The organism is Trinickia camelliae (assembly GCF_053525655.1).
In genome coordinates this window covers 30,144-42,736 of the sequence record NZ_JBCHAA010000030.1, presented here as the reverse complement: position 1 = coordinate 42,736, position 12,593 = coordinate 30,144, and the positions used below count along the sequence as shown (strand labels likewise).

The 12,593-nt window shown below is 59.8% G+C and carries 13 protein-coding genes; 8 read left to right on the top strand and 5 right to left on the bottom strand.

Translation table 11 applies throughout. The features are described 5' to 3' along the window. Positions 1-496: hypothetical protein (locus AAHK20_RS32175; RefSeq protein WP_449185556.1), on the bottom strand; the 496-nt coding region annotated here is incomplete at its 3' end. Here AAHK20_RS32175 and AAHK20_RS32170 point away from each other — a divergent pair. The 6 genes from AAHK20_RS32170 to AAHK20_RS32145 all read left to right on the top strand — a co-directional run bounded on the left by AAHK20_RS32170 (position 480) and on the right by AAHK20_RS32145 (position 8,295). Continuing rightward, the gene (locus AAHK20_RS32170) at positions 480-1,277 is read left to right on the top strand and encodes a YadA family autotransporter adhesin (RefSeq protein ID WP_449185555.1); all 798 of its coding nucleotides are present in this window, start codon (positions 480-482) and stop codon (positions 1,275-1,277) included. The two genes, AAHK20_RS32175 and AAHK20_RS32170, sit on opposite strands and share 17 nt — an antisense overlap. A gap of 45 nt (positions 1,278-1,322) precedes the next feature. Next, on the top strand, positions 1,323-2,255 hold the full coding sequence (locus AAHK20_RS32165) for a lysophospholipid acyltransferase family protein (protein ID WP_449185554.1): 933 nt from the start codon (positions 1,323-1,325) through the stop codon (positions 2,253-2,255). 525 nt (positions 2,256-2,780) lie between these two features. Further along, the gene (locus tag AAHK20_RS32160; RefSeq protein ID WP_449185553.1) at positions 2,781-3,974 is read left to right on the top strand and encodes an HlyD family secretion protein; all 1,194 of its coding nucleotides are present in this window, start codon (positions 2,781-2,783) and stop codon (positions 3,972-3,974) included. A 4-nt stretch (positions 3,975-3,978) separates the two neighbouring features. Next, entirely contained in the window at positions 3,979-6,090 is a 2,112-nt protein-coding gene (locus tag AAHK20_RS32155; RefSeq protein ID WP_449185559.1) for a peptidase domain-containing ABC transporter, read from the top strand. 67 nt (positions 6,091-6,157) lie between these two features. Then, the gene (locus tag AAHK20_RS32150) at positions 6,158-7,417 is read left to right on the top strand and encodes a TolC family outer membrane protein (protein ID WP_449185552.1); all 1,260 of its coding nucleotides are present in this window, start codon (positions 6,158-6,160) and stop codon (positions 7,415-7,417) included. Between the two features lie 149 nt (positions 7,418-7,566). Next, positions 7,567-8,295 carry a response regulator transcription factor gene (locus tag AAHK20_RS32145; RefSeq protein ID WP_449185551.1) on the top strand — a complete coding sequence of 243 codons (729 nt, stop codon included), beginning with the start codon at positions 7,567-7,569 and terminating at the stop codon, positions 8,293-8,295. 94 nt (positions 8,296-8,389) lie between these two features. Here AAHK20_RS32145 and AAHK20_RS32140 read toward each other — a convergent pair whose 3' ends face one another. The 4 genes from AAHK20_RS32140 to AAHK20_RS32125 form a co-directional block, all read right to left on the bottom strand. Continuing rightward, on the bottom strand, positions 8,390-8,935 hold the full coding sequence (locus AAHK20_RS32140; RefSeq protein ID WP_449185550.1) for a DUF2968 domain-containing protein: 546 nt from the start codon (positions 8,933-8,935) through the stop codon (positions 8,390-8,392). A gap of 427 nt (positions 8,936-9,362) precedes the next feature. Beyond that, positions 9,363-10,157 carry a hypothetical protein gene (locus AAHK20_RS32135; protein ID WP_449185549.1) on the bottom strand — a complete coding sequence of 265 codons (795 nt, stop codon included), beginning with the start codon at positions 10,155-10,157 and terminating at the stop codon, positions 9,363-9,365. Between the two features lie 15 nt (positions 10,158-10,172). Next, positions 10,173-10,421 (bottom strand): GlsB/YeaQ/YmgE family stress response membrane protein, encoded by a 249-nt coding sequence (locus tag AAHK20_RS32130; RefSeq protein ID WP_449185558.1) that lies wholly within the window; start codon positions 10,419-10,421, stop codon positions 10,173-10,175. Positions 10,422-10,766: 345 nt separating this feature from the next. After that, entirely contained in the window at positions 10,767-10,958 is a 192-nt protein-coding gene (locus AAHK20_RS32125; protein WP_449185548.1) for a hypothetical protein, read from the bottom strand. A 279-nt stretch (positions 10,959-11,237) separates the two neighbouring features. Between AAHK20_RS32125 and AAHK20_RS32120 the strand changes: the two genes are divergently transcribed. Continuing rightward, a complete protein-coding gene (locus AAHK20_RS32120; protein WP_449185547.1) occupies positions 11,238-11,768 on the top strand; it encodes a Csu type fimbrial protein in 531 nt (176 codons plus the stop codon). A 59-nt stretch (positions 11,769-11,827) separates the two neighbouring features. Beyond that, entirely contained in the window at positions 11,828-12,505 is a 678-nt protein-coding gene (locus AAHK20_RS32115; RefSeq protein ID WP_449185557.1) for a fimbrial biogenesis chaperone, read from the top strand. The last annotated feature ends 88 nt before the right edge of the window (positions 12,506-12,593 follow it).

The following is a 12,593-nucleotide window of genomic DNA, read 5'->3' as shown; positions in this document are numbered from 1 at the left end:
CCAGCATCGTCAGCCTGTCGAGTTCGACGTCCACGAGCGTCAGCTCGCTCTCCACGAGCTTGAGCACGACCGACAGCAACGTCGCGAGTCTGTCCACGTCGACGTCGACAACAGTCGGCTCGCTGTCCACCAGCATTGCCAGCTTGTCGACCTCCGAGTACACGACCGAAAGCTCTTTGTCGACGTCCACCTCGACGAGTGTCGGTTCGCTCTCGACGGGCTTGAGCACGACCGACAGCAGCCTCGCGAGCCTGTCCACCTCGACGTCCACGACAGCGAATTCGCTCTCGATTGGCCTGAGCACAACCAACAGCACGATGTCGTCGCTTTCGACCTCGACCTCGACGGGCATCAGCGCGCTCTCGAGCGGCTTGAGTTCGCTGTCCACGTCGACATCCACGGGCATCAACTCGCTGTCGACGTCGGTCTCCACCGGCGTTGCCTCTCTGTCGACCGGCTTGAGCACGACGACGAGCGAAGTGACGAGCTTGTCCACGTCGACCTCCACCGGCCTGAGCTCGCTGTCGACACTAGTTTCCACGACGCGCACGCACTACTACAGCGTCAACGACAACGGTGTCGAACAGAGCAACTACAGCAACGACGGCGCGACGGGTGTCAACTCGTTGGCGATGGGCACGAATGCCAGCGCGTCCGGCGAGAGCAGCGTGGCTGTCGGCGATACCGCTTATGCGGGCGCTGATGGGGCGGTCGCGCTCGGTGGCCAGTCGGTCGCCCAGGCGGCGAATACGACGGCGATCGGCTTTCGCGCGACGGCAAACGGACAGAGCGCGATCGCGCTCGGCTACCAGGCGCAGGCGTCGGGCAACCAGTCGACGGCGATCGGTTCCAACGCGGTGGCAAGCGGTGCAAACTCAGTGGCGATCGGGGCAAACTCCGTGGCAAGCCAGGCCAACTCCGTCTCGGTCGGGTCTTCCGGCAATGAGCGGACCATCACCAACGTCGCGCCGGGCGTGAATGCGACCGACGCGGTAAACGTGTCGCAGCTCAGCGCGGTCCAGCAGAACGTGAACAACGTGGCCCGGATAGCCTACTCCGGCGTCGCGATGAGCATGGCGATGTCCGGCAGCTACATGCCGTCGCTCTATCCCGGCGAGATGGAACTCGGCGTGGGCGTAGGTGCCTTCCAAGGCTATAGCGCGGTCGCTATCAACTTCAAGGCGCTAGCCGGTTCCGGCAGATGGTCCTGGGGCGCCGGCGTGTCCACGACAGGCAACCAGTACGGCGTGAACGCCGGCATGGGCTGGAAGTGGTAGGGCGGACGGAGTCGCCACATCATGTATCGAAAAGGATCGGCAGTCATGCTGCCGCGCGCCTTGTGGAACAGTCTGCTGGGGCACGGGCGGCGTCTGCGGCGCGCACTTCTGGTACGTCTGCCGCTCGCATCGATCGAGTGGCTGGCGATTGCGGGGTGGTGCGCGCGCAGCCTGTTTGACGCCAGGACGCGTTGGCACGGCATTGCCCGCTACGAAATGGGGCGCGACACACTGGCGCTCACGCCCGATCGCGCACTGCGGACTGTTTCGGCGGCGGCCTTGGAGAAATTACTCGACAGGCGTGTCTATCTGAGCAGGCAGCACGATCGCGCAAGCGAAATGTGGCCCGATCTCAAGGCCATTGCCGTTGAACTGGCGAAGCAAATCCGTCAAGCCAAAGAAGCCGGTGCACAGCGCCCGGTGATTGTGGCGCCGTTTCACTATGTGTCCCAGTACGCGAACATCGAGGTTGTCGACGCGCTGCGCGCGGTGATGGGCCTGGCTTCGATCGCGGTGGTGTCGGGCGTCCCGCGCGACCGCTACGGCGACGACGAAGCGCTGATTCCGGGCATACGCGTGCTCTATACCTATGGAAATCAAAACCGCAACGGATTGGGCATGCGTGTCGCACGCTCGATGAGGCGCGACGGCGTCGTCGTATTGTTCGCCGATGTCCCGCCGTTTGCGATGCGCCAATATCCGATGGAAACGGTCGAGGTCTCGCTTCACGGACGTCCCGCCCGCATCCATAACGGCGTGTTCCGGATCGGTGCGCCGGCCGATGCCCTGCTGTTGCCGTTCTATCTTCGCTTCGAGCACGGAAGGTTCAGTGCCCGGGTGTTTGATTTGATACCGCTGGCGGCTCCCGATGCCCCACAGCAGGTGGCCGACTGCATTGCGGCCGCCCTGGAAGACAACTATCCGCAGTGGATCATGGCGGGGCATCCGTCGATGTACGCCTTTGCGCCGGTTCGATAGCGCGTTGCCTGCGAGACGCCGGCGTCCCACTGGCATTTGCCACGAATTTATCAATTCGTGACAAGTGTTGTCATTTATAAAGGTTGCGCGAAGATAGAATTACCGTACTGGAACTGACTTCGATAGCCGTCAAAGACGATACGGATTGCGAAGCAATCATGAGATCCCAGTAAAGGTTATCAGAGAGGGGCGGTTCCTTTAGGGTTGGCTGATGCTCATCAGCTTTGTTTTGACGTCGTTCTATGGAGGTGTGAATTGCAACAAGTCGCACGTAGTGAATTGGAAAAATCGCAGGTTGCCGGCGGTAGCTGCAAGACCAGCAGCAGTAGTGGCGGAAGCTCCGCTCAGACGAACGCGTGCGGTGGTTCGTCGTCGAGCGGCGGGGCCACCTCGGCGGTTTAAATTGCCGGTTTGATTCCGGAAAAATGAAGGTGTGGAAAGTTAGCACCTTCATTTTTTTGTCGCCGGTCGCGGACGCGTCCGCGGAACATCGGGCCGCCAATTTCGTCACCGGCATGTTGAGTCATGGAAGTCACCCATCTCCCGCAATTCAGGGATGTTCCCTGGCGATGGATTGCTTATGCGGCATCCGTCGTTGTGATCGCCGCAATCGTTTTTGCTTTTTTGGGCCAGGTCGAGCTCAAGCAAGACGTTCCGTGTGAAATCGTGTCGTCGTCCGAGGTCAAGATTCAAGGCCTGACGGGCATCGTGGCGGCCATCTACGTCCGCCCGACCCAACAAGTCGAACCGGGCACCCCGTTGTTTCGGCTCGACCGAGACTTGTCGTTGTCCAGCGATGGCCGCCAACGCCAGCAATTCGACGAACAGATGCGCAACGATCAAATCCGGGCCGCCGACGCTCAGTTTCGCCAGCGCAGTGCCGATATCGACGCGCAATTGACGGCCGTCAATTTGACTGAGCGCGCCAAGGAGGGCGAGATGCGCTCGGTCGCCGCTCAGATCACGCAAGATCGTCAGTTGGCCGCGGAGACGGAACACAAGCTGTCGCGCCTCAAGTCGATGTCCGAGTACGTGACGGCTGACAGGATCGAGCAGGCCAGCGCTGACGTGCACGAACGCAAGGTCGCGGTGGAGGAAGGCGCGGCGCGGCAGCAGCAACTGCTCGGCGACATCGAGACGCTGCGGGGGACTCAGGCCGAGCTCGCGGCAAAGCTGAAAGAGGAGGCGGCAGAGCATTCGCGCGACGTTCAGGACATCTTCTTGAAGTACGAGCAGCTCCGCGAAAACGTGACGATATCCGCACCGAAGGCCGGTGTCGTGACGTTTTCGAGTCTCGTGCCGGGGCGCACGCTGGATGCGGGGGATGTGGCGCTCGTCATTGGCACTGAGCCGCGCCGGCCGTTGATCGCCGCTTTGCGGATTCCTTCACGGCAACGGGGCTTCGTGCGCGCGGGCCAGATCGTTCGGCTCAAGTTCGACGCGTTTCCCTATGCGCGCTTCGGCACGTACGAGGCGCACATCGATTCGATTTCGGGCACGACGGTCGGCGCATCGGCCGCCGCGCGTGCGTCGCCTGGAGCGTCCGGATCGGAAGGCGAATACATGGCGTGGGCGACGCTGCGCGGCGATACGTTCCAGTTCGGCAAGGAGCGTTTCCCGATCCTGTCGGGCATGCGGGCGACGGCGAGCATCGTGGTCGAACGCAGGACCATTGCCGAGTGGGTTCTGGCGCCGCTTTTCCGCATGTTCAGAGGATGAGCACATGCGTGTCATCTACCAGAATGAAGTCGCAGACTGCGGCTACGCATGCCTCGCCATGGTGCTTACGCACCTGGGGCGGGCGACGGAGGTTCGCGAGCTTTCGGCGTTCCGGCCGATCTCGGCGAACGGCCTGTCGTTGACGGATCTTTATGATATTGCAGAGGCATTCGGTCTTTCCGTCCAAGCATACAAGTTCGATGCTTCGGATCTGCCGAGTCTCAAGATTGGGTCGATTCTCCACTTTGGCGGCGCGCATTTCGTCGTCTTCGAAAAGTTGGCGCGGGGATACGTCCAGGTTGTCGATCCGGCCGCGGGGCGCCGTCGGGTATCGATCGACACGTTTCTCTCCGCAGTCTCCGGCTACCTGCTCGAGTGCGCGCCGACCGCCGAGATGCCGCGTATTCGTGCGCGCTCGCGCGTGCCGGCGGCGTTGGCGAGGATGCACGCGCTGAATCCCGAACTCGGTCAGCAGATGTTCAAGGTGTGGTTCACAGCGCTCGGAAGCCAGTTCGCCATTTTGGCGATGCCTTACCTCGGCAATCTCGTGCTCGACTATGTCGTATCGGCCGACAATCTGAACCTCTTGAACGTGCTGGCGCTGACGTTCGCGGGCATCTTCGCGGCAGGCGCATTGAGCCAGTACGTCCAGGCCTATCTGGTTGAACTCGTGAGCGGTCTCGCGCGCGTCAACGTGACCGAGGGCATTCTTCGCCATCTGCTGCGGGCCCCTCTGGCCTACTTCGAAAAGCGCAATGTGGGGGACGTGTTCTCAAGAGTGAAGGCGCAGGACGAGATCAATGCTTACGCGACAAAGACGCTCATTGTGCTTGCAATCGATCTAGCCGTGGGCATGCTGTCGCTCACCGTTATGGCGGTGCAAAGCGGGCAACTGACGGCGGTGGCGTTGCTCATTTTCCTGGCCTACGTCGTGGTCTCGTTCGCTTTGTTTCCGCGCATGCGGGATGCGCATACCTTGGTGATCGAAGAGTCGGCCCGATGCGACGACATGCTCATCGAGACGATAAGGGCGGCTTCGCTGATCAAGCTGTCGTCGAGCGAAGCGCGCCGGACGGCACGCTATATGTCGAAGTTCAAGTCGTATGCCGCCGCGCTGCTTCAAAGCGAACGGCTTGTCGCGCAGCGCGATGCCGTGCTCAAGCTCATCAACTACGCGGATTTGATCATTGTCACATGGCTCTCTGCACGGCTCATGTTGAAGGGAACCCTGTCGATCGGCACGTTTTATTCGTTTTCCATATACAAAACGCTGATGTCGGAGCGCTTTTCCCGCTCGATCAATGCGACGTTCGCCGGCCTCATGCTGAGCGTGCCGGCGGCTCGGGTGGGCGACATCGTCGAAAGCGAGCAGGAACGCTACACGTTGTTGCCAGACACGCAGAAGGCGGCCGAGGTCAAGGCGTTCGATCGAATCGCCGTACGTGACGTGACATTCCAATATGGGGTGTCCGATCGGCCAGTGCTGAGAAACACATCGATCGAGATACTGCGGGGCGACAAGATCGCTATCACCGGTCCGTCCGGAAGCGGGAAGTCGACACTGTTCAAGCTTTTGGCAGCGGCGGAGCCGCTTCAGAAGGGGGAAATCCTGCTCAATGGCATCGCGTGGCCGAACCTGGCCGTTGATGAAATCCGGCGCCACATGACGCACATGCGACAGGGGGACATCATCTTGCACGGATCGATCGCGGATAACGTCTCGCTCTTTGCCGGCAACGCGGACGAAAGCCGCATCCACGCCATCCTGAACGATGTCGGGCTGCTCGACGACATCATGCGTTTGCCAATGCGCGCACGCACGGTCATCAGCGACACGATCGCGAACATTTCGGCGGGGCAGCGCCAGCGGCTGCTGCTCGCCCGGGCGCTTTATCAGCAACGCGAACTGCTGTTGCTTGACGAACCGACGTCTAATCTCGATCCGTCGTCGGTTCACCGGATCGCCGAATTGCTGCGGGGGCTGGATCGGACCGTCGTCGTCATCACGCACGACAGGGACCTCGCATCGGCTTTTGATGTGCGATATGAATTGATCGACGGGGAACTGGTGCCGCATGCGCGTGATGTCATATGTACGCTCGCCCTGGGCGAGTAAGTCGTGGTTATCGGCTTTGATATTGGCGTATTGCCTCGCTCGCGTGGAATGCGTGCGAGCGGAAGACTTGCTGGCCATCGTGACTGAGGCGGTCGATCACGATGCGGGCCTGTCGGAGTCGCGCGCGGACTACGAAATCGGACAACAGGCCGTACCGAAAGCGAGGGCGGCGCTGCTCCCTCATCTCGACGGCGGGTGGGGGCGATCCGACAACCGGATAGCCACGCAGGGTTATCCGCCCGTGAGCTACTGGCAGAACGGCTGGACGGTCGTGCTGTCACAACCGTTGTTCGACTGGGGGCGCTGGGTGACTTACAAAGAGGCCGGCGTCGTGCAGGCTCGTAGCGAGATTCAACTCGCTCAAGCGCAGCAAGATCTGTTGTTGCGTGCCGCACGTGCCTATTTTGACGAGCTGGCGGCGGAGGACGAATTGCGCAGGGCAACGGACTACGCAGCGGCCGTCGCGGGCCAATTTGACCTCATTCGCCATAAACGATCCGGTGGCGAAGCGACAGTAATCGATTTGCGCGACGCGCAGGTGAGCCTTGAAGCCGCGCAGGTGCAGCAAATGGAGGCCGACGAGAACATGCAGGCCAAGCGCCGCGCCCTGGCGCAACTGACGGGCAGGCCGTTCAGCGATCTCTCTCGGCTTTCGAGCGAGTTGATGCTGCCGCATCTCGAACCCGACAACGCCGACAGTTGGGCCGCTCAGGCCGAATCCGGAGGCTATCCAGTTCAGCTTGCGCAGACAGACGTGCAGTCGGCGCAACTCGAAATCAAGAAGGTGAGAGCCGAGCAATATCCGGTCGTGAGCCTGACGGGAAGCTACTCTCCGGCGGGCGCCGCCTCCGGCTATTCTCGGCCGACGACCACTACGACCGCGATGCTGACGATCACGATTCCGATTTTCGAAGGCGGAGAGTTGCAGTCGCATCTGAAGGAATCGTATGCGGGAGCGGACAAAGCGGACAGCGCACTGGAGTCCGCGCAACGTCAGGCAGGAAACGATGCGCGGGATAGCTTTGCGCGCTTTCACAGCGGCCTTGAACGCATCAGTGCACTGATGCGCCTGACACGAACCGCAACGGATAGCGTAGTCGCCAACCAGCTCGGCTATAAGGTCGGCAGTCGGTCGAATACCGATGTGCTGCACGCGTTCGACACGCTCTACACCGGCAAGCGAGACCTGATGCGCGCAAGCTACGACACGCTGGTTGCGTTCCTGACGCTCAAGGCCAGCACGGCCACGCTCGACCTGAACGATATCGCACAGGTGAGTCGTCAACTGAGTCCGCTGTCCGTCGAGACGAATTCATCGATGCGTTGACGAACCGGATTTGCACGCCGCGCGGCCTGATTCCGCGTTTTCTTTTGAACTATTGTCACCGAACCGCTATGGAGCTGCGCATGCCCATAAACTGTCATCAAACTGGATGACGGATCAAGCCGCGGTCGGCAAAGTCTATTGGTGAGTAAATGAGAATTGCGATTCTTGGTGAAGATCCTTTGCAAAGCGGTTTCGTGCGCGACGCATTGGAGGCCGGTGGTCACACCTGCCACGAATTTCCCAAACCGGATGAGTTCCTTCTGGAATGCGAAGATTCTGACTTTGATTTGTTCGTTCTCGAACAGGTTGCCGACTTCACCGTCCCCGAAATCATGCGGGCTTTGCGGTTGAAGATAGAGACGTCTGCCCCCGTGATATTCACGACCACGCACGGAGAGGAACCCGACGCTGTTTCGATCTTGACGGCCGGCGCCGACAACTACATCGTCAAGCCTGTGTCGGCAGGCTTGCTGCTCGCTCGAGTCAACGCTTTGCTTCGACGGGCGTACGGGGCGAATCGAGCCGGCAACAAGAAAGTGTTCGGCAAGTTTGAATTCGAACTCAGCCCCAAGCAGGTGCGCGTGAACGGGGCACTGGTGCCGCTCACACAAAAAGAGTTCGATCTCGCGCTCCTATTGTTCCAGAATCTTAACCAGCCCTTGTCGCGCATGCATATCCAAAGCCTGATCTGGAGGCAAACCGAGGAAGTTTTTTCGCGAACGATCGACACGCATCTTTCTTTGCTGCGAAAGAAACTTGGGCTGCGTCCGGAAAATGGCTACCTGTTGACGCCGATTCACAAGTACGGCTACCGACTCGAACTCATTGACTTCGAGCGTTGGAAGGGAAGCGGGTCGGACGTGCTGTCTCTACGCTAAACGAGATGGCGGAGCGCGAAATGAGCAACGTTGGCAAGCGCTGCGATACGGGCTCGAATCACGGAAGCAACGCGCTTGCCCCAGCGTGCCAGTGCTAGCGATTGCGCAGATGCGGGATGCCTTCGTTGTTGGCCAGCATGAGCTGGTGAACCTGACGAAGCGCGCGATTGAGTTGAGCACGCGCAGCGACGCGTTGCGCCTCGCTTTGGGCGACTTCCTTGCGAACCTGATGTTGACGACTCGCGGCGAGCTGCTCGTGAGTCGCGTTACGCTGCAGATCATTGCGCAGGCGCTCGGCCTGCACTTCCGATTGCGCGATCATCCGCGCCAACTGTTCGTTTTGGGCTTCGACTTGCGCCCGGCGCATCTCGCCTTCCGATAGTCTCACGATCTGTTCCTCGAAGTGGTGAAATGCGGCCTGCGCGCTATCGAGGTCGACTGCTTTCAGTGCTCGCCACAGGGAGCCGTCCTGATACAGCGTGACGTAGTAGTCCAGTTCTTTCTTGTGAAATAGCAGGCTCGCCGAATAGTCGAAGCTCACAAACGCGCGAAACGGCGTCAGCGTTTGTTCTTTGGTAAGCCACTCGACTTCCGCGATGTCGGCGACCTGTACCGCTCTTCCGCCGATATGCGGGGGCAAAGCGGCTACCGAGCGCAAAGGCGCCACGGACGGGGATAGTTCTGGGGCAGTGGAAGCGATAGCGTCCGAGGTCGCTTCACCACTGTTCACTGGTTCGGCCGCGGTACCTTCGTCGGCCGGGAAGAGATGTGAGGCGCCGGCGAGAAGCGACGCGCCGCCGCGGTTCAGAAGAGTTTTCACTGCAAGTCCCTAAATATCCGTTCCAATACATGGCGCGCAGCGCGGCGCCGAGCCACCTTGTAAGCGCGCCTCAAGTTTGAGGCTGACCGTCATCCGCATTGTCGATGCTGCTTGCTCCGTCCAAATCGAAGCGATCTATCGGGTGTAGTAAGGCCACACTTCAAAGGATCTCCGTCCTTAAATATAGGGGCGTTGTACTGCCGGAATTGTCAACGTTTGTGACCGCTTCTTTGCTTAGCAGCGCATGCTACCGGACGACCACCTGCAGTTGCGCCATGGCGCGTATGTCAGAGGCATATTCATAAGTCCCCAGGTGCCGGATCTTGAACCAGGCGCACCCATGTACCTGACCTCCTATCGCACGCCATCTTTCGCAAAAGGAAATATCCTCGCCTAGAAAGCGCCCATCAGGCGCCGTCATCTCGTTGAAGAGTGCGGGTAGTCGGTCCGCTCCGGGAAAGTAGGGCGCCTCGCCTTCGCCTATGCGAAGCATGAGCTCGGGATAGGCGTCCGCCATTTGCGTAAATACACGGCGGCGAATCAGCATGAGTCCGGTGCCTGCCGAGGCAATAGGAAAGGGCTGATCGATGGGGATTTGCCGCTCGTCGGGCAACAAATTGAAGGTTCCGAACGTACCCGCGACCAGAGGAAGGCTGTCCAGCGCCAGGGCAGGATGCTCCCGCGCGGCACTCGCGACGTTTTCCCAACTGATTACCTTTTTCGGGTACAGCGCGGCCATCAGATCGTAATCGTATTCGAGCATTCGAATGACGTCGGCCGCCTCGAAGGCCATGTCGGAATCGACGAATAGCAAATGTGTGGCCGCAGCGTCTTGCAAGAACCGGTTGAAGAGGATGTTTCTGGCGCGGGCTATCGAGCTGACATTTTTGGTCCACTCAAAAGTGAACTCGCGACCGGATTGCAGAAGCGCCTTCTGCAGACTAAGCAGCGAATTTGCGTATGAGCCGTAGCATTGGTCGTTATAGATCGGCGAGGCGACAAACACGCGAGTGGCCTGTTTGCCTCCGTCGGTTCGAGTCATGGTGCTTTCGTTTGCTTAGGCGCGCTTGATAGGGTGAGTGATGAACAACAGGATCACCGCTCCAATCATCGCTGTGATGAGAGATCCGATCAGGCCGCTGCCGAGCGAGATGCCCAACAGGTCGGAGAGGCACCCGCCGATGAGCGCGCCCATCACGCCTACAACGATGTCGATGATCAAGCCGAGGCCTTGATCCTTGACCAGCAGGCCCGCCAGCCACCCTGCTATTGCGCCGATCACAATCCATGAAATGAGGCCTTCCATCGACTCGATACCAGAAAATTTGGCTAGCTCAATATTGCGCTCGATTCTTGCCTCTGCCATTTCGAACAAAGTCAATCTGTAGCGCTCGGCTGACCGATGGAAAAAACGAAACCCCAGACAGCCACACCACTACCTGGGGCTTCGGTGGAAAAGCTGTGATTGGATAGCGTGACGCAATCCTGTCCGAGATGAGCGAAATCAGTATTGCTCAAATCTCCTTGGCAATTGACAACAATTGTCACGAATTGCGCCGGATGGGCAATTGATGAATTCGTTCCATAGCAGTATCTCTTCGTATCGTGGCAGTAATGCAGCTTAAAACCGATCTTTACCGTTCCGGTTGAGTTACAGAATCTTGAGATTGCGGATCTTGCCGATTGTCGGGGAGCGATCCGATATGAGCGCCGCTATGAATTCAGGAAGGAGCACTCGCGGTACGGTTGCTGGCACATCGGTGATCATCTGAGTCGGAACATAGACGATGAATTCGCCAGGTGCGCTGACAAGACTGTGTTCGTAGCTGACTTGATAGTCCATGAGGCTTTTAGGCTTAGGTAAAAATATATTTAATTCCAGAGCTGCATGAGACTGATGCGTGTGCAACATCGATCTTTTAAATTCTTTTCGGTTCCCAAACTATCACAAACCTCGCGCCAGTGGATTGCGACGTTGCTGTCCAAATCTTTCCTGATTCTTTATTTAAGTCAAGGAGTGTCAAGTGCAATTCTCATGCTAAATGAATGCCGCTAGACTCGGCTCCCATCGATGAATGGTATTTCCCGGTATTCATCGACACCCTTAATACAACGCCGAGGAATGACCATGAAACGCCTGACCGCCGCCCTGACTGCCATCGCCGTTGCCGCCGGAGCACTCGCGCCCATCGGCGCTTCCGCGGCAACCTATTCGAATGGCACGTCCACCGCCACCTTCGCCGTTTCGCTGACGCTTACCGCTAACTGCTCGATCTCCGCCAACGCTTTGAACTTTGGTTCGGCGGGTGTGCTCACGTCCGCCGTGACAGGCAACACGACGCTCTCGGTGACCTGCACCAATACGACACCGTACAACGTCGGTCTCGATGCCGGTACCGTCTCGGGTTCGTCCGTCTCGACCCGCCTGATGGCCGGCACGGCCAGCGGCAATACGTCGACGACGGTGTCGTTCAATCTGTACCAGGACTCGGCATATTCGACCACTTGGGGCAACACGCAAGGCACCAACACCGTCTCCGGTACGGGTACCGGCTCCGCACAGACCCTCACGGTCTACGGCAAGGTGCCGGCCCAAACGTCGCCGGCGCCCGATACCTATACGACGACGGTAACGGCTACCGTCTATTTTTGAGCATGGCGGCGCCATGTTCGGCCAATATGCTTCGTGTCGCGGCGCTCGTCTTGGCCTTCGTGCTGGACGGGCTCGCGCAAGCAGGCACATTGCAGATTTCACCCGTGACGGTCGAGTTGCGGGTCGACCAGCCCGCCGCAGGCGTCGGCTTGCACAATTCGGGCGACACGCCGTTGTACGGACAGGTGCGCGTCTTCGTGTGGACCCAGAAGGAAAACGGCGACGTGCTCGAACCCACACAGAGCCTCGTCGCCAGTCCACCCATCGTACAGATCGCACCGAACGGTGATCAGCTCATTCGGCTGGTGCGCGTCGCGCCGGGGCCCGTGCCGGCCGAGCAAAGCTACCGGCTGCTGATCGACGAGATTCCTTCCGCTGACACGACGCCGGCTACGGGCGTACAGGTGCGCCTGCGCTATTCGGTGCCGGTGTTCGTTGACGCCGCGGTGCCGAACGCCCAGCCGCAGCTCGGCTGGCATCTGACGAAGCGTGACGGCGCGTGGCTCCTGGCGGTGGAGAACCACGGAATACGCCACGCGCAGATCGGCGCGCTGACACTGCGAACCGCGGCGGGCGAGTCGTATGTCGTCTCGCGCGGGCTGTTCGGCTATGCGCTCGCGGGCTCGCGGCGCGAGTGGCGGCTGCCGTTGGACGCCGGCGCCGATCTCACCGGCGCAGTCACCGTCGATGGGCGCGTCAATGGACAGCCGATGACGGCAAACGTCTCGCACGATTGACCGGTCATTTCCGGCGTGGCGCAAGTGGCCGATGCCGCTCATCTGAAGTGTGATGAACAAACCAAGCAATCGCCATCTCAGGCTGCGG